The organism is Azonexus sp. R2A61 (assembly GCF_021401135.1).
GTDB lineage: Bacteria > Pseudomonadota > Gammaproteobacteria > Burkholderiales > Rhodocyclaceae > Azonexus.
This window is the reverse complement of sequence record NZ_JACBFO010000005.1, coordinates 227,989-249,668: the sequence shown is the minus strand read 5'-3', so window position 1 is coordinate 249,668 and position 21,680 is coordinate 227,989. Positions and strand designations below refer to the sequence as shown.

The window sequence follows — 21,680 nt, the reverse complement described above, 5'->3', positions numbered from 1 at the left end:
ACCTCAGCAAAATTTCTTTCACCTCACCGCTTGCCTCGCTTCGCCGAAAACCCCGGCACCGCAAGGAAGGTGCGCATTCTACACACCCCAAAAAAACCGTCAACCCCATTCAGCAAATATTTCAGTCGACCGGCTGATAACGCACTTCAAGGATGTCGATGTCGCGCAGGCCGACCGGACTCTGGAAGCGGATACTGTCTCCTTCCCTCGCCTTGATCAGCGCTCTGGCCAGCGGCGAGATCCAACTGATCCGACCACGCGAGGCATCGGCTTCGTCGATACCGACGATGGTATAGGTGTTTTCCGTTCCGTCCGGCTCGCCGATCGTCACCGTCGCACCAAAGAAGATCTGATCGTTCTCCCCCTGGCGCAAAGGATCGACCACTTCGGCGATATCCAGCCGCTTGCCGAGGAAACGTATGCGTCGGTCGATTTCACGCAGTCGGCGCTTGCCATATATATAGTCACCATTTTCCGAGCGGTCTCCGTTGGACGCTGCCCAGGCGACGATTTCAACGACATGCGGACGTTCGCGCTTGACCAGGTGTTCAAGTTCGCTTTTCAAACGCGCGTGGCCGGCCGGCGTGATGTAGTTTTTCGCGCCGGCGGGAATCTGCAGACCGGGCTGCAGCTCCTCTTCATCGTCGCCATCGCTTTCGCGGACGAAAGCCTTGTTCATCAGTAGCCGATGCAATAGTGTTCGACATCGACGCGAATCAGTTCGCGGCCGAGCAACGCGGCGGTATGGCGGGCAAACTGCTCGGCCCAGCCGGTCGCATCCTGGAAGCGCGCTTCGCCGGCATACCTGGCGACACTGAGGATGCGGTCGACAGCGAGTATCTTGCCGGTCGGCGTCACAACATCACAGTTCAGCGCCACAAACTCGTGATCGAACCACTTGCGGGCCTCTTCTGCCGAAACGCCAGCCGCGAACTTGAATTCATACTCCCGGCTTTTGCCGAAGGTCACAATGACATGGTGCAGCATAGTTTTCTCCTCCCTGCAGCGGTTGAGGTATTCTAGCAAAACCCGGAAAGCCCCCAGGAGTCACGCATGGCAGTTCATCCGCTGACCGAGCAGGAGATCAGCGACATTCGCATCCAGCTGCATGAATTGCAGGTGGAACATCGCGATCTGGACCAGGTCATTCTGCACCTGATCGAAAACCCGCCCCCCGATGACCTGCTGATTCGCCGCCTGAAAAAGCGCAAGCTGTCGCTCAAGGACCGCATCCTGCAACTTGAACTGATGCTGACTCCCGACATTCCGGCATGAGCCTGCCTGCCGATGCCTTCGGCGACCGTTTCGACATCGAACGCCTGCCCTTGCCCCGTCCGGCCTGCGGCTACGCCGTACAGAAGCTCGATACCGACCAGGTACTGGATCGCCGTACCGGCCACCTGAAACCGCTGCGTTCGCCCGGCCTCGATGCCTTGTTCGACACGTTCGACGACGCCCACGAAGCGGCGGTTGCCTGGACTTCCCGACACGACATCGACGCCGAAGACCAACCGCTGGCCATCGTGCCCGCCGGCTTCGACGACGTGCTGGACCGCCCCATCCTGATTTATGGCGTGCTCTGCGGTCGACCGTAGCCATTCGCCACTTTCCGGAGATTCCATCATGAGCCTGTTCAAACGCCATACGCTCGGCCGCAGCGCCCTGAGCATTCCTGATATCTGCCTGGGCACGATGACCTTCGGCGAACAGACCGATGAAACCGATGCCCATGCCCAGCTCGATTACGCCCTGGAACATGGTGTCAATTTCATCGACACCGCCGAAATGTACGCCGTACCGCCGCGTCAGGAGACCTGTGGCGCCTCGGAAAGCATCGTCGGCCGCTGGCTGAAGCGGCAGGCGCGGGAAAAGATCGTCGTCGCCACCAAAGTCGCCGGCCCCAGCCGAAATCTCGACTGGATCCGCGGCGGCCCGCTGGCGATCGACCATGCCAACATCCGCGCCGCCGTCGAAGGCTCGCTGCGGCGCCTGCAAACCGACTACATCGACCTCTATCAATTGCACTGGCCGGAGCGCAACCAGCCGATGTTCGGGCAATGGCAGTACGAACCGGCCAAGGAACGCGAGTGCACTCCGATCCGCGCCCAATTGGCCGCGCTGGCCGAACTGGTCGAGCAAGACAAGGTCCGCCATGTTGGAGTCTCCAACGAACATCCCTGGGGAATCATGGAATTCACCCGGCTGGCCGACGAATTCGGCCTGCCGCGCATCGTGTCGACGCAAAATGCCTACAGCCTGCTCAACCGGACATTCGAAACGGCGCTGACCGAAACCTGCCATCGTCAGGAAGTCGGCCTGCTCGCTTATTCGCCGCTGGCCTTCGGCCACCTGACCGGCAAATACCTGAGCGACCCGACAGCCCCCGGCCGACTGAGCCAATGGCCGAGCTTCGGCCAGCGGTATACCAAGCCCAACGTTGCCCCGGCCGTTGCCGCCTATGTCGAACTGGCGCGCAGCCACGACCTGACGCCGACGCAACTGGCGCTCGGCTTCGTCCGCTCGCGCTGGTTCGTTGCCAGCACCATCATCGGCGCCTCGTCGCTGGCCCAGCTCAAGGAAACCCTGCCGGCAACACTGACGCCAATGCATGCCGAACTGCTGGCGGCAATCGACGCGATCCATCTCCGCTACACCAATCCGGCACCATGAGCGAATCGCTGTTCGTGCGGCTGGCGCAAGCCCTGGCCGCCACCGAAATCGACGAAAAACTCGTGTTGACCGCAAGTATCGAGGCCGACTGGCGCGCCGACCGGCTCGACTGGCGAGACACGACACCGCTCGAACTGTACTGCGGCAAGCCGGCACAGCCCGAGATCGTGCCGCCGAAAGCCGTGCCGCAGCGCAGCCCGACGACGGCGGAAGGGCGTGCCCGGCTGCTGCACGCGATCGTCCATATCGAATTCACCGCGATCAACCTGGCACTCGACCACGCCGCCCGCTTCCGCGGCCTGCCGCAAGCCTACTACGCCGACTGGATCGGCGTCGCCGCCGAAGAGGCAGCGCATTTCTCGCTGCTGCGCGAACGGCTGGCCAGCTACGGCCACGACTACGGCGACTTCCCGGCCCATGCCGGCCTCTGGGAAATGGCCGAGAAGACCGCCGACGACCCGCTCGCCCGCATGGCGCTGGTACCGCGCCTGCTCGAAGCGCGCGGCCTCGACGCGACGCCGCCGATCCAGCGCCGTCTGGCCGAAAACGGCGACGAGGCAAGCGCCCGCGCACTCGACATCATCCTGCGCGACGAAATCGGCCACGTCGGCCTCGGCGACCGCTGGTTCCGCGAATTTTGCGGTCAACGCGGCGTCGACCCCGAAAATGCCTACCGCGAACTACTGATCGCCTACAAGGCGCCGCGTCCGCCGACACCGATGAACGAAGCGGCCCGCCTGCAAGCCGGCTTCAGCGCCGCCGAACTGGCGGCGTTGGCCAGAAAAATGTAGAATAATCAGTTCAATGCGTTGATGCATCGCCCGCAGTAACTTCGAGCAGCCCCGGTTTTACAGGTACTAGTGCAGGTTTCACCCCATTGATTCATTCCCCCGGCATGGCTGCGTCGGGGTCACTCAGAGGACGCCCGCAACGGGCGACAGGCGCTTTTCCCTACGGACGGGACGGCGCGGAAAGGAACATCATCATGACGTCCACCGTGGACAGCTTCGCCGATCTCGGCCTGAGCGAATCCCTGCTCAAAACGCTCTCGGAAATCGGCTACGAAACCCCCTCCCCGATCCAGGCCCAGTGCATTCCCATCCTGCTCGACGGCCACGACATCCTCGGCATGGCGCAGACCGGCACCGGCAAGACCGCCGCCTTCGCGCTCCCGCTGATGGAAACCATCGACATCAAGGTCGCCAAGCCGCAGGCGCTGATCCTGACGCCGACGCGGGAGCTGGCAATCCAGGTCGCCGAGGCGCTGCAGAGCTACGCCAAGAACCTGCCCGGTTTCCACGTACTGCCGATCTACGGTGGCCAGAGCTACACCATCCAGCTCAAGCAGCTGTCGCGCGGCGCCCACGTCATCGTCGGCACGCCGGGCCGGGTCATGGACCACCTGGAGCGCAAGACGCTCAACCTCGACCACCTGAAGACCATGGTCCTCGACGAAGCCGACGAAATGCTGCGCATGGGCTTCATCGACGACGTCGAATGGATCCTCGAACACACGCCGGAACAGCACCAGACCGCGCTGTTCTCGGCGACGATGCCGGAGCAGATCCGCCGCGTCGCGCAAAAATACCTGGTCGAACCGAAGGAAGTGAAGATCAAGGCGGCCACCGCCACGGTCGCCGCCATCCGCCAGGTGTACTGGCAGGTTTCCGGCATGCACAAGCTCGACGCGCTGACCCGCATCCTCGAAGTTGAAGAAGACTTCGACGCCGCCATCATCTTCGTCCGCACCAAGACCGCCACCGTCGAACTGGCCGACAAGCTGAACGCCCGCGGCTACGCCGCCGCCGCGCTGAACGGCGACCTCAACCAGCAGATGCGCGAACGCGTCATCGACCAGCTGAAGTCGGGCGCGCTCGACATCGTCATCGCCACCGACGTCGCCGCCCGCGGCATCGACGTGCCGCGTGTCAGCCACGTCGTCAACTACGACATTCCGTACGACACCGAAGCCTACGTGCACCGCATCGGCCGCACCGGCCGCGCCGGCCGCACCGGCAACGCCATCCTGTTCGTCGCCCCGCGCGAAATCCGCATGCTGCGCACCATCGAACGCGCCACCCGCCAGCCGATCGCGCCGCTGACGCTGCCCAGCCGCGCCGACGTGACCAACAAGCGCGTCGCCGATTTCAAGAGCAAGGTCGCCGAGGTAATGGAAGCCGAAGGCCTCGACTTCTTCGCCAACATCGTCTCGCAGATCTGCGAGGAAAAGGATGTCGGCGCCGAGGAAGTCGCCGCCGCGCTGGCGATGATGGCGCAGGAAGGCAAGCCGCTGCAGATCGCCGGCGAAGATCCCGCGCCCCGCGCTTTCCGCGAGGACCGTGGCGATGACCGCCGTCCGGCCAGCTTTGGCGACCGTGAGCGCAAGCCGCGCTTCGAGGATCGCGGCGAACGCCCGCGCTTTGAAGACCGTGGCGAACGCAGCGAACGCCCGCGCTTCGAGGACCGTCCGCCGCGCAGCGAGCGTCCGGCCCGCCCGGCACCGGCCGGCGACATGGTGCGCTACCGCATCGATGTCGGCCGCGACCACGGTGTCGAAGTCCGCGACATCGTCGGCGCAATCGCCAACGAAGCCGGTCTCGACAGCCGCTTCATCGGCCGCATCGGCCTTTACGACGAATCGAGCACGGTCGAATTGCCGGCCGGCATGCCCAAGGAGGCCGGCAACGCGCTGAAGCGCACGCGCATCCGCGGCGTGCCGATCAACCTGCGTCCCGACGAAGGCCGCCCGGGCGGCGGCTTCAGTGGCGAGCGCAAGCCGGATGGCGAGCGCAAGTTCAAGAAGAAGCCGTTCGCCGACCGCTGAACGATCTTCCCGCCAGAAAGCCACGGCCATCCGCCGTGGCTTTTTTCATGCTGGACGGCGTCGACCGCAAGACCACTGCCGGACAGCGCCGCCGCAGATCGGCAACAGCAGGCCGAGCCAGAACAACGCGGCCGGCAGGTTTTGCGCCACCGGCTGACGCACCAGCCGCTGGCCGCTAACCTGACGATAGACCGGGACGTCGGGAGCCGCATCGCCGGCCGCTTCGGGCGCAGCGACGACCGGTGCCGGCACGGCGCCCGCCGCCAGCCGGACGACAGCCGGCGTCGACTGCTTGCCGCCGGTCTCGCCCAGCATCTTGTCGGCCCATTCGCCGGCGGCGCGCGAGGCATTGGCCGGCGGCGACTCGCGACGCAGCTCGCGATACAGGCTGGCCAGTTCTTTTCGGGTCGCCGCATCGGGTTGCCAATGGCCGTGCCGGACCGCCTGAATCAGGCGCTCCAGCGTCTGGGCATACGCTTGCGGATTGTTGCCGCGCAACCAGTCGGGGACACCTTTCTGGTAACGGTCGCGGACATAAACGTCGTAGAAACCCTGCCAGTGGTCGGCCCGCACCGCGTCGTCGACGACGCTTTGCCAGCCCCAGGCGAACTGCGCCGCCTTCAGCACCTGCAAGGTGCCGGCATAGCCTTCCTGCTGCATCGCCTCGACCCAGCCGGGGTGCAGGTAGCGCGACTGCATCTCGGCGGCGATGCTCTGCTGCGCACGCTGCGCATAAGGCTCGTCGGCGTGCTGCAGCTGGCTGACGTAAAGATCGAGCGGCGCCTCGCGCCCGGCGCTGCGCGCGGCGGCGGCCAGTCCGCCGAGATACTGGAAGGGATCGTCGGAACTGACCATGCCGTACAGGTTGGAGGTGCGCGACAGCAGCGCCGCGTCGGTGCGTCGCAATTGGGCGCCGAGCGCCTGCGCGGAAATGCCCGGCGGCAGGTCGTCGACCGCAACACCGTCGACGTAGGGCTGGCTCATGCGTTGCAGGAACATTCCGCCGAGCCGCGCGTCGCGCGTCTGCAGCCGGTCGTCCAGCGTCGCCTCGGCGATGCCGGTGCCGTAGTCGCCCGGCGCATTGCCGAACACGCGCACGCGGCCCAGTCGTTCGGCCAGTGCCGCCGGCGCGCCGTGCCGACGCAACTCGTCGGCAACGTCGCGGCTGTGCCGGGCAATCACGCCATCCGGCTCGCCTTTCGCCGCCTCGGCGACAGCGCTATCGACCAGCGCCATCAGCGCCGGGAACTGATCACGGTAGGAGCCGGTGACGCTGAGCAGGACATCCACCCGCGGTCGACCGAGTTCGGCCGGCGGAATCCGCTGCACGCCGCGCGGCCGACCGGCCTCGTCCCAGAGCGGTCGGACGCCGAGCGCGACCAAGGCCTGCGCTTCCATGACGCCCTGGTGACGCAGGGTTTCGCCGGCCCACAGCGACAGCGCCAGGCGCTCCGGCATGGCGCCGCCATGCGCCTTGCGCCAGTCCTCCAGCCACTGCTCGAACAGCAGTTGGGCAACCGTATAGGCCTGTTGCGTCGGCAAGCGGGCCGGATCGAGGCCGATCAGGTTGCGGCCGGTCGGCAAGCTGTCCGGATTGCGGATCGGATCGCCGCCATAGGCGGCCGGCACGAAGCGCCCGTCGAGCGCGGCAAGCAGGCCGGGCATCTCGTTGTCTACCGCGAACAGGCGGTCCAGCGCCTGCGCCCGTTCGGCCAGCGCACGCAGCGCTTCCTGGTCGATCCGCCGTTCGGCGGCACGGTTCGGTACGGCGCCGGTACGTTGCGGCCGCAGGTCGAGCCGGGCGGCGGCATCGGCATCGTCGAGGGCCACTTTCAGCCAGCGCATCGGCCGCGATTCCTCGATCTTCCGGTAATCCATCAGAAAGGTTTCGTCGACGTCTTCACCGAGGGCATCGAGCAAGGGCATGCGCAGGCTTTGCAGGATCAGCTGCCGGCGCAATCCGGCCTCCGGCACCTTGCCGAACACGGCCAGGCCGCGCGGCTGGCTGGCGTTGGCAACCTGGTCCAGCCAGGGATGCAGCGCATCGAGGAAAGCGTCGAGTTCCCTGCGCACACGTTCGAGCGGCCACTTGAGGTCGTTATGCAGGCCGTTTTCGACGATCAGTGCGGTCAACCGCTCGCCGACGGCATTTTTGGTCGGCCCCTGGTCGGCAATCGCCCATTCGTGCATCAGTTCGTGCAATTGCCCCATGCCGTCGCTCAAGCCGCCGGTGGCCAGTACCGGCGTACGGTGACTGAGCAGCAGCGCCCGACCGCGCCGTTTGGCGGTCAACGCTTCGCCCAGGTTGTCGACGATGTAGGGATAGATCACCGGCAGATCGCCGAGCGGCAGCAATGCGTCGTCCTGCACGTCCAGCCCGCGCGCCTTGCCGTCGGCCCATTCCTGCGTGCCGTGAGTGCCGAAATGGATCAGTGCGTCGGCCCGGCGCGCCCACAGGTAAACCGCCAGATAGTGGTGCGACAGCGGCACGCCGCTCTTGTGCATGAACGGGTTCTGGCCGCGATGCAGCGTTTCTTCGCGCGGCGGTTGCGGCAATACCGAAACGTTGCCGAGCTGTAGCCGGGGAATCACGAAAACCGGCTCGCCCTGCCAGTCGACGACATAGCGGCTTTTCTCGGGATTTCCCCAGTGCGCCGCGATACGCTGGCGAACCTGCTGCGGCAGGGTTTTCCACCAGGCCAGGTAATCGCGCAGCGGCAAGGCGGCCGCCCGGTCCGTGGCAAGCAACGCCGACAGATCGGCACCGTCGTAATAGGCACCGAGCAGCGGCTGCAGGTTATCCACCCAGGCTGCCTCGGGCAGGGATTGGGTGCGATAGCCGGCATGGATCAATCCGGCGGTGACGTTCTCCAGGCTGCGCGGCACATTCAGGAAAGAGGCGCCGAAGTTGCTGCCGCCGGCCGGATAGTTGTACGCCATCATGACGATGCGCTTGTCGGCCGCCGCCTTGCGTTGCAGCGCGACCAGCCGACCGGCCTTGGCGGCCAGTGCCCCGGCTTGCCGGTCGATCAATTCGATGGCACCGCCGTCGCCGGGATGGGCGGCGATAATCAGCGGATCGATCGCGCCGGCCGCTTCCGGCTGGAACAGGTAGAACGGCGCATCGGACTGGCGCAAGCCGGTCCGGTCGGCCTCCCAGGCCGCGACCCCGCCATGCCGGTAAGGCAGCGCCGACAATACCGGACGCTGCCAGCGCGAGAACAGCGCCTGCAATTCGGTGCCTTTGGAGGCCAGTTGGTGCAGCACCAGCACATCGGCCAGGGGCGTTTCCGGACCATCGTCGCGCCGGGCACCCCGGCGCACCAGCAGTTCGCGCAGCCCCTTGCCATCGAGCTGCTGGCCGAAAACCGCGTAGGCGAACAATCCGCGGGCGGCAAAAATATTCAGCCAGCGGTCGAGCCAGCCGGTATCGCCATCGACGAAATGATGCCGATGGACGAGGATGGCCACCGCCGGCTGCGCCGCCGCCGACGGATGCGCGTCCAGCCAGGCAGCCAGCGCATCGGCATCGGGCAGAAAATCCGGTGCGCCCGGCAGATAGATGCCCTGGCGCGGCCAGGCTCGCGGCGGCGGCAGCCCGACCAGCGCGTCGGCCGGCGCAAGACCGTCGAGACGGCGCGCAGCCAGCGTCAACGCCGCCTGCACGTTCGCTTCGCCACCGTGACGCAGATAATCGACCAGCGGATCGCCACCCGGTTCGGGCGTGATCCAGACTTGCGGCGGACCGCCGCGGATTTCGCCGAACAGGTCGGCCAGCAGCGCCTGCGGCGTCGCATGCGGCGCATCGATCCAGACCATGTCGGCCGTACCGACCGCTTCGGCCAGACGCTGCCGGGCGAGCGCTCGCTCACCGGCCGGCAGCGTCAACGCGTGATCGACATGCCGGAACTGCCAGCCGGCTGCCTGGGCCAGTCTGGCAACCAGTGCCGTCCGTGCCGCCGGCGTGATGTCGGCGGTCACCCATAGCAGTTGCCGGGCCTGCGCGCTGGCGAGCAGCCCGACGGCGAGCAACAGCCCGCCGATCCAGCGTTGCCAGTTCATGGTTTTGCGGTCGACGCCGCTTCCGGTACGTAAATGATGCTGCCATCGCGCAGACGGTAGGCGACGCCGGCCCGGATGCCCTCGCCTTCGCCGTTGCTGCCGCTGCCCTGGTAGCGGATTTCCTTGCCGTCCTCGGGAATCGTCAGTTCGACCGGCGTGCCGCTTTCTGCCTGCGAGGACAGGTTGACCGCAGCCAGCAGCGCAACGACGAGTACCAGAAAGACATCGACCAGATTGACCGACGACAGCATCGGATCGTCGTCATCTTCGGCAAAGATGCTGAAATGGCTGAGTCCGCCGCCCTGTCGGCGAGCGACATGCTCGGCACAGGAAACGGCGGCGGCCGCGTCATCCCGCGCACTCACGCCCGCCCCTCCCGGGTCCGCCGGATGGCCAGCAGTTCGCCGAGCAACCAGCGACGGCGCACCGAATACAGCACCAGCCCGATGGCGGCGGCGGCCAGCGCCAGCACGACGCCGGCAAAGGCGTCCGAAAACACCGCCAGCGCAGCATTGCCGCGACCGCTGGCGACGCCCTGCAGCGCCGGGCCGAGCGGAATCATCGTGGCGATCAGGCCGAGCATCGGCGTCACCCGGCTGAGCAGCCGCAAAGGTTCGATGCGGCGCAGCGCGAGCAGCTCGATTTCATCCATGTCCAGCGCGTCGACCGCAAGCAGGCTGCGAAAGCCCGGCTGGCGACGCTGCCAGGCTTCGACCAGCACGATGCCGCTCATCCAGAGTGCATAGAGCAGCGCGGCGGCCAGCAGCCACAGGATGGGCGTCAGCAGGTACTGGCTGATCTGCGTAAAACCGGCTTCCAGCATGTGCGGGCCTCAGAAGATCAGGGCAGGGAAACGCGGGCGCACGGTCAGCGACTTGCGCGCTGCGCCATTCGTCGCCTGCACGCGCAGCTGCTTGAGTCCGGGATGATCGCGGAAGGCAGAGAAGACGACCGACTTGAGCGCTTCCGGTTTGCGGCAGGTGAAACGCACCTCGTACACCAGGTTGGCGACATCGCCGCCCGGATCGTCGCCGCTCAGGTCCGGCTTGCTGGTCGTGCCGGCCGGTGTGCATTCGCCCTCGGCGGCCGGTTCGACGAAACGCAGCGGCTCGGCCAGCCGGGCCTTGAGCGCCTGCCAGGTTTGCGTCTGGGCCTCGCCCTTCGGCGGGTAATCGAAACCGAGAAAGCTCTCCAGCGGAACATCGAGGCTGACGGTCAGTGTCTGGCCGTCGACGACGACGCGGGCGCTACCCTGGCCGTGGGTGTGGTCACCGTGTGCCAGGGCGGACGAGATGACGAAAAAGGACGCAACGACACCCGGCAGCAGACGGCTGGCCATAGGCGGAAAAATGAAGGACATGTGAGGATTCCACAACAGTGCTCCGCCGACTTCCCCGTCGGCAGGCGAGCCTTACGGTCCGTCCAGGACGAACCACCCTGTTGGCCGGTATCCGGGCTGGTGGACACGACCCTCATCGCCTTCCCGGCGAGATCGCCAGTGGCAGAGAGATGAGCGCGGGACGCAAGCGTCCGTCCACTTACCGTTGCGGGGGCAGCGCTGGTTCGGTCGCCTTGCCGACGTCCTCCAGCTTCCCGTTTAACCGCGGCGGACAAGACACCGCCGCGAGCACCAACGGCCGGCATCCTAACACAGCCCGAACATCGGGAGAGTTGACGAGGGGCGATTTATTGACAACAATTCTCATTTCCAAGCCAGCCACACGGTCAACACCGCGAGCCAGCCAGTTTCCCAACCACTGGAGCGCTCGATGGAACAGACCGACATGCCTCTCGAATTACGGCTGGCCGCCGTCATCCACCTGCTTTCGTCTTCCGCACTGCGCGGCGCCACCTTTCACAAGACCGAAGCGCTGCGCGCCCACCTGCGCAGCGTTGCCGGCCAGGATGGCCTCAACCCCTATCTGAAGAGCACCCTGCAGGAAGTCCTCGGCGGCTGGGAGGCGGTCGACTGCCATCCGGCATCGATTTCCGTCGATTGCCTGTCGTTGACCGCACCAGGTGCTCACGTCCACTAACCGAACTTGCCACGAGAGAACCCCATGTCCCGTTATACCGGTCCCCGCCTCAAAGTCCTGCGCGCCCTCGGTGTCGATCTGCCCGGCCTGTCGCGCAAGTCGATGCAGGAACGCAACCAGCCGCCGGGCCAGCACGGCGCCCGCAAGCTGGCGTCGCGCAAATCCGAATTCGGCCTGCAATTGATGGAAAAGCAGAAGCTGCGCTACAACTACGGCCTCAGCGAACGGCAATTGCGCCGAGCCGTCGCCGACGCCAAGAAACACCGCGGCGCAACCGGCGACAAGCTGGTCGAACTGCTTGAACGCCGTCTCGACAACCTGGTGTTCCGCGCCGGTTTCGCCCCGACCATTCCCGCCGCGCGCCAACTCGTCGCGCACGGCCACTTCCAGCTCAACGGCCGCCGGGTGACCATTCCGTCGATCCGGCTGCGCGTCGGCGATGCCTTCGGCCCGACCGAAACGGGCGGCAAGATCGACCTGGTCCGCTTCACGCTCGAAGCGCCGGCGCTCGAACGCCCGGAATGGATCGCCTACGACGGCACGACGCGAACCGCCCGTCTTGCCCATCTGCCGGATCGCGACGCGGCACCGTTCCCGCTCGATCTGCAGCGCGTCGTCGAGTACTACGCGACGCGTATCTGAGCCCGCTTTCATCGAGCAGTCGGGAAGCGGGTCGCTGACCCCGTCCGCTTCCGGAAGGGCGATGCTTCGGCATCGCCCTTCTTTCATTTGATACCAAACGAGTTTTTAATAACAATTCTTGTTTACAAAACTCAAATACGGCGATACATTGAGAACCGTTCTCATCAAATGGAGTTCGCCATGCACACACTGCTGATCCATACCGCCATTGCCGGTCTGCTGCTGTGGCTTTCGATCGTCCATGCGAGTTTCTGAGGAGCCGACGATGATCGCCAACGAACTCTGGGCCGGCGCACTCAGCCTGGTCCTGTTGCACGAAGAAACCGGCTGCCGCCATTCGGCGCTGCACGCCGCCCGTCTGCTCGACGAACTCAGCGAACAGGACGATCTCGACACCGACACCCGGGAACTGTGCGAACGCGCCAGCATCCGCCTGGGCCGCCAGGAGGAAAGCCATGCTTGCACCGCTTGAAAACCGCTCGCTGATCGAACGCGAGCCGGCAGGCGCCGAACGCGTCGTTCAACTGGAAGCGGAAAACCTGGCGCTCAAGCAGGCGCTCCGTCAGGCCAGGCAACGCCAGAAGCGCAGCACGACGCTGCACGCCAGGAAACTGGGCGAACAGCGCAGCGAAATCGCCCGCCTCGAAACCTTGTGCCGCCAGTACCGCAACCGCATCGACGAACTCGAATCCGGCCAGGCGATCGTCGAGCTCGGCCAGCAGTTGATGACACTCAAGCATGCTAACGAACAATTGCTCGCCGCCGCCCAGCGCGTCTGGTATCTCGACAAGACGATCTGTGCCGCGCATCGCGAATGCGAACGACTGGCCCGCGAACGCGACACGCTCGCCCGCCGCCTGTGCGACGACGCGAGCGCGCTGCACAACTGATTTCATCACCCATCCTCGCTTACAGGTCAGCCAGCCCTCGCCAGCCAGCCACTTTTTTGAGGACCGCGACCCATGCCCGATTTTCCCTTCCATGTCGTCGGCGGACGTTTTGAGTTGACGCGCAAGCCGCTCAATCCGTTTGACGCCCCCCTCGCCAGCGAGTCCTCCGGCGGCGACAGGCCGCTGTCGGGCTCACGCCGCCGCAAATTGTGGGAAGTGGCACACAAGTGTCACTGTCCCATCGTCGGCACCTGTTTCGAAGTGGGCGAGTTGCGCGCGTTGATGCGCAAGGTCCTGCACCTGCCGCACGACACCACCGATTTCGTGCTGCATACCACGGCCGTGGGTGCCTGCGAAAATCGCAGCCAGTTGGCCGAACTATTGCAGAAACAACTGGAAAAGCGCTTTCAGGCAACGATCCGACGCTTCGCCAGCGCCAAGCGAAGTGACGCGCTGCTGGCGCTCTGGCAGGAAGCCTGTCGCGACGGTACTGATATTCCCGGCGCCCTGTGGGCGACCTGGAGTCATCCGGCTTGCGACAAGCTGCTGGAGCAGACGGTTTACGGCGACATCCACATGATTCAGCACCAGGTGGGTACCGGTACCCGGGCCGATCTGAAAACCCTGAACGCCTTGCGCAGCGAACGAAGCAGCCTGCGCGAAGAAATCGCCCGGCTGCGCGACGAAAACGAAGCCTTGCGCAGCGAACGCGCCCAGGAAAACCTCGTGCTCACGCAACGCACCACCGAATTGCGGGCCGATGTCGTCGGCAGGGACGCAAAAATTGCCGAACTGACCAGCCAGCTGTCACGTTTGCGCGACAGCCTGCCCGATCTGAGCGATCGCCAGACACTGATCCGTCGAGCCAGCGATGCCGAAGCGCGATGCGCCGCGCTCAGCGCTCACGCCGCGGCACGGGAAAAGGAAACGGAACGGCTGCGCGCGCTGCTGCAGCACGCGGAAACCATGATTGAGCAGTATGCCCGCACCTGTCAGGAGAGCACGAACGACGCAGAACCGGACAGCGCCCCGCCCATGACGCAACTGGGCGGCAAAAGCGTACTGTGCGTCGGCGGTCGTTCCGGCGCGATCGACGCCTACCGCCAACTGGTTGAACGCATGGGTGGCCGCTTCCTGCACCACGACGGCGGACTCGAGGAAAGCCTGCACCGGATCGACGGCGCCCTGGCAGCGGCCGATCTGGTGATCTGCCAGGCCGGCTGCATCAGCCACAACGCCTATTGGCGGGTCAAGGAGCAATGCAAACGTACCGGCAAAACCTGTCTGTTCCTGCGTGGCGCCGGCGTAACCAGTTTCGGTCGGGTGGTCAGCCAGGCTTGTACGGTCGACCACGAAATAACCACAAATATGAATCTTGTTGACAATAATTCTCAATAATTAAATAATGACTCCGTCGATGATTGCATTGCCCGAAACCCTCATGAACAGCCAGACAAAACCCGTGCCGCCCACCGCTTCGAACGCTGCTGCCGGTGCATTGCCCCGCATTGCCAGTGAGGACATACTGCGCGGTTCGAATACGGTGGAAATCGCCCACGCCGGCCAGCGTTACCTGCTGCGCGTGACCCGTGAAAACAAACTGATCCTGACCAAGTAAAACTTTCTCTCCGTTGTAAATCTCGTTCCCGTAGCCAGCGAGCAGACGCCAGCAAGCCAGGGGTTTTTTCGGGCTGCAGCACGGGACACACCTGAAAAGAGTCATGAGTTACGCAATGTCCCGCCCCTCTTCGACGCAGCGCAGCAGCCTGCTCGGCATCGTGATCGGACTGCATGTCGGCATCTTCCTGCTGATCGTGGCCGCCAAGACGATCGCCCCCCAGATCATGGAACTGCCGATGATCGTTGACCTGATCCCGGCCCAGGAAGAACAGCCGCCACAGGCCAAGCCATTGCCGATGGCCAAGCCGCAACCGGTACACAAACCGACGCCGGCCCCCAAGACCCCGGCACCGAAACTCGAGACAACGACCAGCGACGTTCCGGCCCCGTCGGCACCGGTCGCCCCGCCGCCGGAACCGGCCCCGCCGGCCCCTGCCGCCCCTGCGGCACCGGCGGTCAGTCAGGCCCGTTTCGACGCCGATTACCTGCGCAACCCCGCGCCGTCCTACCCCGCCCTGTCGCGGCGCATGGGCGAAGAAGGCAAGGTCATTCTCCGCGTCTCCGTCAACCCGCAAGGTACGGCCGACAGCGTCGAAATCCGCACCTCTTCCGGCAGTCCGCGCCTCGACGAATCGGCGCTGAAGACGGTGCGCAACTGGAAATTCATCCCGGCCAAGCGGGGAGACACCGCGATCCAGAGCTGGGTACTGGTCCCCATTATTTTCAAATTGGAGCAATAGCATGCAGGAAACCGTCCAAGAAAACGCCTTCGGCTTCGCCCACCTCTGGGCCCAGGGCGATGCCATTTCCCATACCGTGGCCATCCTCATCGCCGTGATGTCGATCGCCAGCTGGTACCTGATCCTGGCCAAGGGCTGGGACTGGTGGCGCCTGCGCAAGGCCGCCAAGGCGGTTCCGAGCTTCTGGGCGGCCGGCAGTGTTGCCGAAGGCATCGAGCGCCTGCGCGAAGCCGGCGAAGACAGCCCTTATGCCCAACTGGCCACCCAGGCCAACTGCTGCAATCATGACTGCGAAACGGTGACCGGCCGCCTGGCTTCGCGCTTCGACCCGTCGGAGCAGATGGAACGCGCGCTGCGTCAGCAACTGTCGGTGACCCAGGCCGACATGGAAAACGGTCTGACCTTCCTCGCCACGACCGGCGCCACCGCCCCCTTCGTCGGCCTGTTCGGTACCGTCTGGGGCATTTACCACGCACTGGTGGCAATCGGCATGACCGGCCAGGCCGCACTCGAAAAGATCGCCGGCCCGGTCGGCGAAGCGCTGATCATGACCGCCGCCGGTCTGGCCGTTGCGCTGCCCGCCGTGTTCGCCTATAACACCTTCACTCGCGTCAATCGCGTGATCCTCGCCGATCTCGACGCCTTCGCCCACGATCTGCACGCCTTCTTCACCGTCGGCAAGCCGCTGGTTGCCAACAGCGCCCAGATCCACCCGATGCGCGCCCGCGCCAGCGCCGAGGTCTGATCATGGCAATGGGCAGCTTCAACGGCACCGGCAGCCAGATGCCGACCGCAGAGATCAACATGACGCCGCTGGTCGACGTGATGCTGGTCCTGTTGATCATCTTCATGATCACCGCTCCGCTGATGACCCATTCGGTCAAGGTCGACCTGCCGCGGGCGTCGAGCACGCCGACGCCGGAGAAGCCGATGACCCTGCAGCTGTCGATCACCGCCGACAACGTCATCCATGTCGGCGCCGATGCCATCAGCGGCAGCGCGCTGGAAGCCCGCTTCCGGGACGCAGTGGCGCAGGACGCCAATGTCGAACTGCACCTGAAGGCCGACAAGGTCACCCGCTACGAAACGGTCGCCGAAACGATGAGCGCCGCCCGACGGGCCGGCATCAGCAAGATCGGTTTCGTCACGCAGCCAGGCGAGACGAACTGATCCGGAGGGCCGCCGTGAGGCGGCCTTGGCATTTTTGATGAAAAGCCATTCAACAAAAATTTGATGACGGGACAAACGATCACCAGACTGGCAGTGCTCATCGCCATCGCCTTTGCCGGCCCCGCCCGGGCCGACAAGCTGCTGGGCGAAGTCACGGTCGGCGCCGGCAAGGGGGTAGGCAGCAAACCGGTGCTGCGCGACGAGATCATTGCCACCGAATCGCTCGGTGCCGCCGAACTGGAAAAAACCGGTGCGACGATGTTGACCGAAGCGCTCGACAAGCGGCCGGGGATTTCGGTACAGACCGAATGCTCGATCTGCAACGTACGCAACGTGGTGCTCAACAACCTGCCCGGCCGCTACACAACGCTGCTGATCGATGGCATTCCGATCTTTTCGTCGGTCTCCACCGCCTACGGCCTGGACAGCGTCAGCCTTGGCGGCGTCGAACGCATCGACATCTCGCGCGGCGCCGGGAGCAGCCTGATCGCCCCCGAAGCGCTGGCCGGTTCGGTCAACATCGTCACCCGCCGGCCGACCAGGGACGAATTCATTGCTGTCCAGCAACTCGGCTCCTACGGACACTGGAATACCGACCTGTTCGGTGCCAAAACCTTCGCGTTCGGCGCGTTGACCGCAAACTTCAACCGCAACGCCCACGACACCGTCGATGGCGACGGTAACGGCGTATCGGAATACTCCGGTTACAAGCGCAATCTCGGCGGCATCGGCTTTTTCCTCGACGACATCGGCGGCTTCCACATCAAGGGGCGACTCGACATCGTCAGCGAAAAGCGGATGGGCGGTGCGATGGGCGACGACTACAGCGCCGTCAAAGCCAACGAAACGGGCAACCCATTCGACTGGCGCGGCGGCCGGAACGGCTCGCCGGACAGCCGCGGCTGGATACGCCCCGACGGCAATTTCGCCCAGGCCGCAGCCGACGGCCAGAACCCCATCCTGCTGCCCGGCGGCCAGGTGCTGATCCCCTACAACGACGGCCGGGGCGGCATGTCGGAAATCATCTTCACCGACCGCAGCCAGTTCGTTTCCAGCGCCACCCGCAAGCTGGGCCAGGGCAACCTGCGCTTTGCGCTCGGTGTCGCCCGACACAAGCAGGACTCCTACTACGAAAAAGCCCTGTACAAGGCGGAGCAGAGCCAGTACTACCTCGAAGCCAGCAGCCAGCAACCGCTCGGCGAAATGCTGCTGACCACCGGCATCACCTACCGCTACGAAGACCTGAGCAGTACCGGCCGGATGGCCGACGGCACGCCGAACGACGGGATCGACAACTACGTATACCGCACGCCCGGCGTCTTCGTTCAAGCCTATCAGGCCTTCCTCGACGGCACCGTGGAGGTGAACGGTTCCATCCGCTACGACGATCACAATGTCTTTGGCGGCATCACCAGCCCGCGCCTGAATGTCCTGTGGAACCACAACCACGAACTGAACAGCCGTTTCGCCGTCGGTCGCGGCTTCCGGGCACCGACCTCGTTCTTCGAACAGGATCACGGCATTCTCGATACCTCGCGCATCGTGCGCCAGATCAGCAAGGCCGAAGTGTCCGACAACGCCTCGTACGCACTTTCGTACGCCGGCGACCGTCTGGCCTGGGTCGGCTCGTTGAACTACAACAAGATTCGCAACATGGCGATGATCGATGCCGGAGCCACCGATCCGGGCACCGGCGCGCCGATCACGTTATTCACATCGGCCCGCGAACCGGTCACGGTTATCGGCGGCGACCTGACCATGACCTACAAGCTGACGCCCGAGCTGACCGGCACGCTGGCCGGCGAGCGTCACAACTACCGCTTCTTCGAACCGGGCACGCTGGCCTTCGCCCGGCCGGAAACCCGTGCCTACGTCCGTCTCGATTACGAAAGCGGCGCCTGGACCGGGATGCTCCGCGGCACCTGGACCGGTCCGATGGACCTGGCCCGTTTCTACGATTACGACAACCACCAGCGTTACAACTTCGACGGTACCGAAAAGCGGCGCATGAGCCCGTCCTACTGGGTCTTCGACCTGCGCGGCGAATACCGCTTCGACAAACGCTGGTCGGCCTTCCTCGGCGCCGACAACCTGTTCGACTTCAAGCAGTCCGACGTCGAAAGCATGCTCTGGGTCGATAGCGCCGGCAATTACGATGTCACCCATATCTGGGGCCCGAATCGCGGCCGCTTCGTTTATGGAGGCGTCAAGTTCATCCTGTAAAGCGCCGCCTGCGCTACCTCCTGCTCGGCAGCGGCCTGATCGCCGCCCCGGTTTTTGCGGTCGACCTGCCGTCGACCGCAAAAACGCCGCTCGATTTCGAACTGTCCGACGGCAAGCGTTTTGTCAGACTCTCCGAATTGCCGGCGCAACCGACCGTCGTCAACTTCTGGCGTGCCGACTGCCCGCCCTGCCTGCGCGAGATGCCGGCCCTGGCTGAGCTGGCCCGCAGCGGCAAAGCGCGCGTGATCACCGTCGCGCTGCAGCGGCCATCAGAAACGACCGCCGCTCCGGACGCCATTCTCGGCGCACTGCAGCCACCGGTCGTCGTGCTGCACGGACCGGTCGAAGCACGCGGCCTGCTCGCCCGTTTCGGCAACCGCAGCGGCGCCCTGCCCCATACCGTCGTGCTCGACCCGCAACGTCGACGCTGTGCCGGACGAACCGGAGAAATCGACCGGCCGTGGCTACACGACCGCCTGCAAGAATGTCTCACCTGAAGCTGCAAACATGACTACAACAAATCTCGATGCCGTCCTGCTGGTCGGCCACCCCAACGTCGGCAAATCCGTGCTCTTCCACCGCCTCACCGGCGCCTACGTCAATGTCTCGAACTATCCGGGCACGACGGTCGAAGTGACGCGGGCCAGCGCCCGTTTCGATCCCCAGCTGACGCTGCTCGACACCCCGGGCGTCCTCGCGCTGCCGTCGCGCAGCGACGACGAACGGGCCACGGTCCGTGCCTTGCTCAACGAGTCGACGCGCACGCTGGTCCAGGTCGGCGACGCCAAGAACCTGCGCCGCACGCTGACCCTGACCGCGCTGCTCGCCGAGCTCGGCGTGCCGATGGTGCTGGCGCTCAACATGCACGACGAAGCCACTGCCCGTGGCGTTACCGTCGACATCGACGCGTTGCGCGAAGAACTCGCCATCCCGGTACTGGCCACCGTCGCCACCGGCGGCGAAGGCATCGGCGACCTGACCGGCGGCATCACCCGCGCTGCAGTGCCCGACCGCCTGCTCCAGTACGATGCCGATCTGGAAGCCGACATCGTCGCCACCGCCGCGGCCATCGCCCGTCTGGCGCCGCACCCGACCCTGGCGGCACGCGGCCTGGCCATTCTCTTCCTGGGCGACGACGACGAAGTTGCCGCCTGGCTGAAGAATGCCGCCGGCGAACAGTTCGCCGAATTGTCTGCTCTGCGCGACAACGCCCGACAACACGCCGACGGCCCGCTGCCGGCGCTGCTTGCCCGCGAACGCACCGAGGCCGCCGATGCCCTGTCGGCCAGCGTCACCCAAAGGGCGGTACGCAGCAGCCCGCTGCTGTCGCAGCGTATTGGCCAGGCCGTGGTGCATCCGCTGTGGGGTTGGCCGATCCTGCTCGGCGTGCTCTATGCGGTCTACGAATTCGTCGGCGTATTCGGCGCAACCACGCTGGTCGGCCTGCTCGAGGAAGACCTCTTCGAAGGGGTGCTCAACCCCGCCTTCACGCACTTCGTCGAATCTGCGGTCAACCTGCCCTGGCTGCAAGAAATGCTGGTCGGCCAGTACGGCTTGTGGACGATGGGCATGACCTACGCCCTGGCGCTGATCCTGCCGATCGTCACCACCTTTTTCATCGCCTTCGGCATCCTTGAGGATTCCGGCTATCTGCCGCGGTTGACCGTGATTGCCAACCGGCTGTTCGCGATGATCGGCCTCAACGGTCGCGCGGTGCTGCCGATGGTGCTCGGCCTGGGCTGCGTGACGATGGCCACGCTGACCACGCGGATCCTGCATTCACCGCGCGAGCGGCTGATCAGCATCTTCCTGCTGGCCTTGGCGATTCCCTGCTCGGCACAGCTCGGCGTCGTCCTCGGTATGCTCGGCGGCGTCTCGTTTACCGCCGTGCTGGTCTGGGCCATGGCCATGGTCGGCGTGCTGCTGCTGGCCGGTTTCCTGGCTGCCCGACTGATTCCCGGCCGGCGCATCCCGCTGGTCACCGAACTGCCGCCGATGCGCCTGCCGATCGTCGGCAACGTGCTGAAGAAGACCGGCGGCCGCCTGAAGTGGTACCTGATCGAAGTGATTCCGCTGTTCCTGATCGGCACCTTCATCATGTTCTCGCTGGACAAGTTCGGCGTACTGCCAGCCATCATCCAGGCCGGCGAGCCGCTGGTCTCCGGCTGGCTTGGCCTGCCGAAGGAAGCCTCGGCCGCCTTCGTGATGGGCTTCCTGCGCCGCGACTTCGGCGCCACCGGCCTGTTCGCGATGGCCCAGAACCTGGATCCGATCCAGGCCGTCGTCGGCATGATCACGATCACGCTGTTCATCCCCTGCTTTGCCAGCCTGATGATGATGGTCAAGGAACAGGGCATGAAAACGGCCGCGGCAATGGTTGCCGTCATCGTTCCGTTCGCCTTTCTGGTCGGCGGTCTGTTCAACATCCTGCTGCGTGCCCTCTGGTAAGGAAAATCCCATGACTCCGACACACGACGCCCGCCTGCCGCTGGCCTTCATTGCCCCCGGCAAGGAGGTTCGGCTGGCTTCGCTGGGCCAGGAAATCGATGCCCACCAGCGCGAGCAACTGATCGCTTACGGCCTGGCCGAATCCCGGCCGCTCAAGGTCCTGCAGCAAAGACCGATGACCGTCATCCTGGCCGACGAGGTCGAACTGGCGCTCGAACACAGTGTGGCTCGCCACATCTGGGTCACGGCCTGAAGTGCCTGCGCTGCTCGGGCAAGCAAAAAACACAAATGAGAACGGTTCGTAATTCATTGTAATTAAAGAACTTTTTTCACAACCGCCCTTCTAATCGCTGAC

24 protein-coding genes and 1 riboswitch are annotated in these 21,680 nt (G+C 65.0%); of the genes, 18 read left to right on the top strand and 6 right to left on the bottom strand.

The window, feature by feature from the left end:
* Window positions 1-121: 121 nt before the first annotated feature.
* Window positions 122-679, bottom strand: a complete 558-nt coding sequence (gene greB / locus L0962_RS16565) for a transcription elongation factor GreB (RefSeq protein WP_234087583.1) — start codon at window positions 677-679, stop codon at window positions 122-124.
* Window positions 679-987, bottom strand: coding sequence for a hypothetical protein (locus tag L0962_RS16560; RefSeq protein WP_234087582.1), 309 nt, complete (start codon window positions 985-987; stop codon window positions 679-681). The genes greB and L0962_RS16560 overlap by 1 nt, the downstream gene beginning before the upstream one ends.
* Window positions 988-1,053: 66 nt before the next feature.
* Between L0962_RS16560 and L0962_RS16555 the strand changes: the two genes are divergently transcribed.
* From L0962_RS16555 to L0962_RS16535, 5 genes are all read left to right on the top strand, one after another.
* A complete protein-coding gene (locus tag L0962_RS16555; protein ID WP_234087581.1) occupies window positions 1,054-1,275 on the top strand; it encodes a YdcH family protein in 222 nt (73 codons plus the stop codon).
* Window positions 1,272-1,595 carry a hypothetical protein gene (locus L0962_RS16550; RefSeq protein WP_234087580.1) on the top strand — a complete coding sequence of 108 codons (324 nt, stop codon included), beginning with the start codon at window positions 1,272-1,274 and terminating at the stop codon, window positions 1,593-1,595. The genes L0962_RS16555 and L0962_RS16550 overlap by 4 nt, the downstream gene beginning before the upstream one ends.
* A 28-nt stretch (window positions 1,596-1,623) precedes the next feature.
* On the top strand, window positions 1,624-2,670 hold the full coding sequence (locus tag L0962_RS16545) for an aldo/keto reductase (protein WP_234087579.1): 1,047 nt from the start codon (window positions 1,624-1,626) through the stop codon (window positions 2,668-2,670).
* Window positions 2,667-3,461, top strand: coding sequence for a ferritin-like domain-containing protein (locus L0962_RS16540; RefSeq protein ID WP_234087578.1), 795 nt, complete (start codon window positions 2,667-2,669; stop codon window positions 3,459-3,461). Before L0962_RS16545 ends, L0962_RS16540 begins: the two co-directional genes overlap by 4 nt.
* Window positions 3,462-3,655: 194 nt before the next feature.
* Window positions 3,656-5,494: a DEAD/DEAH box helicase gene (locus L0962_RS16535; RefSeq protein WP_234087577.1), complete on the top strand. Its 1,839-nt coding sequence runs from the start codon at window positions 3,656-3,658 to the stop codon at window positions 5,492-5,494.
* Window positions 5,495-5,539: 45 nt separating this feature from the next.
* Here L0962_RS16535 and cobN read toward each other — a convergent pair whose 3' ends face one another.
* Genes cobN through L0962_RS16515 form a run of 4 tightly spaced genes read right to left on the bottom strand, consistent with a single transcriptional unit; the run spans window position 5,540 to window position 10,916 of the window.
* Window positions 5,540-9,556, bottom strand: coding sequence for a cobaltochelatase subunit CobN (gene cobN, locus L0962_RS16530; RefSeq protein ID WP_234087576.1), 4,017 nt, complete (start codon window positions 9,554-9,556; stop codon window positions 5,540-5,542).
* Window positions 9,553-9,921: a DUF2149 domain-containing protein gene (locus tag L0962_RS16525; protein ID WP_234087575.1), complete on the bottom strand. Its 369-nt coding sequence runs from the start codon at window positions 9,919-9,921 to the stop codon at window positions 9,553-9,555. The genes cobN and L0962_RS16525 overlap by 4 nt, the downstream gene beginning before the upstream one ends.
* Window positions 9,918-10,379, bottom strand: a complete 462-nt coding sequence (locus L0962_RS16520) for a hypothetical protein (protein WP_234087574.1) — start codon at window positions 10,377-10,379, stop codon at window positions 9,918-9,920. Before L0962_RS16520 ends, L0962_RS16525 begins: the two co-directional genes overlap by 4 nt.
* A 9-nt stretch (window positions 10,380-10,388) precedes the next feature.
* Window positions 10,389-10,916, bottom strand: coding sequence for a DUF2796 domain-containing protein (locus tag L0962_RS16515; RefSeq protein ID WP_234087573.1), 528 nt, complete (start codon window positions 10,914-10,916; stop codon window positions 10,389-10,391).
* 64 nt (window positions 10,917-10,980) lie between these two features.
* Window positions 10,981-11,206, bottom strand: a riboswitch (cobalamin riboswitch).
* Window positions 11,207-11,325: 119 nt separating this feature from the next.
* On the opposite strand from L0962_RS16515, the gene L0962_RS16510 reads away from it, so the two are divergent.
* The 13 genes from L0962_RS16510 to L0962_RS16450 all read left to right on the top strand — a co-directional run bounded on the left by L0962_RS16510 (window position 11,326) and on the right by L0962_RS16450 (window position 21,578).
* Window positions 11,326-11,592 carry a hypothetical protein gene (locus L0962_RS16510; protein ID WP_234087572.1) on the top strand — a complete coding sequence of 89 codons (267 nt, stop codon included), beginning with the start codon at window positions 11,326-11,328 and terminating at the stop codon, window positions 11,590-11,592.
* A gap of 24 nt (window positions 11,593-11,616) precedes the next feature.
* On the top strand, window positions 11,617-12,234 hold the full coding sequence (gene rpsD / locus L0962_RS16505; RefSeq protein ID WP_234087571.1) for a 30S ribosomal protein S4: 618 nt from the start codon (window positions 11,617-11,619) through the stop codon (window positions 12,232-12,234).
* 265 nt (window positions 12,235-12,499) lie between these two features.
* Window positions 12,500-12,706, top strand: coding sequence for a hypothetical protein (locus L0962_RS16500; protein WP_234087570.1), 207 nt, complete (start codon window positions 12,500-12,502; stop codon window positions 12,704-12,706).
* Window positions 12,690-13,124: a hypothetical protein gene (locus tag L0962_RS16495; RefSeq protein ID WP_234087569.1), complete on the top strand. Its 435-nt coding sequence runs from the start codon at window positions 12,690-12,692 to the stop codon at window positions 13,122-13,124. The genes L0962_RS16500 and L0962_RS16495 overlap by 17 nt, the downstream gene beginning before the upstream one ends.
* 72 nt (window positions 13,125-13,196) lie before the next feature.
* Window positions 13,197-14,522, top strand: coding sequence for a DUF2325 domain-containing protein (locus L0962_RS16490; RefSeq protein ID WP_234087568.1), 1,326 nt, complete (start codon window positions 13,197-13,199; stop codon window positions 14,520-14,522).
* Window positions 14,523-14,565: 43 nt separating this feature from the next.
* Window positions 14,566-14,742: a hemin uptake protein HemP gene (hemP, locus tag L0962_RS16485; protein ID WP_234087567.1), complete on the top strand. Its 177-nt coding sequence runs from the start codon at window positions 14,566-14,568 to the stop codon at window positions 14,740-14,742.
* 115 nt (window positions 14,743-14,857) lie between these two features.
* On the top strand, window positions 14,858-15,484 hold the full coding sequence (locus tag L0962_RS16480) for an energy transducer TonB (protein WP_234087566.1): 627 nt from the start codon (window positions 14,858-14,860) through the stop codon (window positions 15,482-15,484).
* Window position 15,485: 1 nt separating this feature from the next.
* A complete protein-coding gene (locus L0962_RS16475; protein ID WP_234087565.1) occupies window positions 15,486-16,229 on the top strand; it encodes a MotA/TolQ/ExbB proton channel family protein in 744 nt (247 codons plus the stop codon).
* Window positions 16,230-16,231: 2 nt separating this feature from the next.
* Window positions 16,232-16,654, top strand: coding sequence for a biopolymer transporter ExbD (locus tag L0962_RS16470; RefSeq protein ID WP_234087564.1), 423 nt, complete (start codon window positions 16,232-16,234; stop codon window positions 16,652-16,654).
* Window positions 16,655-16,717: 63 nt separating this feature from the next.
* On the top strand, window positions 16,718-18,877 hold the full coding sequence (locus L0962_RS16465; protein ID WP_234087563.1) for a TonB-dependent siderophore receptor: 2,160 nt from the start codon (window positions 16,718-16,720) through the stop codon (window positions 18,875-18,877).
* On the top strand, window positions 18,823-19,374 hold the full coding sequence (locus L0962_RS16460; RefSeq protein ID WP_367398036.1) for a TlpA family protein disulfide reductase: 552 nt from the start codon (window positions 18,823-18,825) through the stop codon (window positions 19,372-19,374). The genes L0962_RS16465 and L0962_RS16460 overlap by 55 nt, the downstream gene beginning before the upstream one ends.
* 10 nt (window positions 19,375-19,384) lie before the next feature.
* A complete protein-coding gene (feoB, locus tag L0962_RS16455) occupies window positions 19,385-21,325 on the top strand; it encodes a ferrous iron transport protein B (protein ID WP_234087561.1) in 1,941 nt (646 codons plus the stop codon).
* A gap of 10 nt (window positions 21,326-21,335) precedes the next feature.
* Window positions 21,336-21,578, top strand: a complete 243-nt coding sequence (locus L0962_RS16450; protein ID WP_234087560.1) for a ferrous iron transport protein A — start codon at window positions 21,336-21,338, stop codon at window positions 21,576-21,578.
* The last annotated feature ends 102 nt before the right edge of the window (window positions 21,579-21,680 follow it).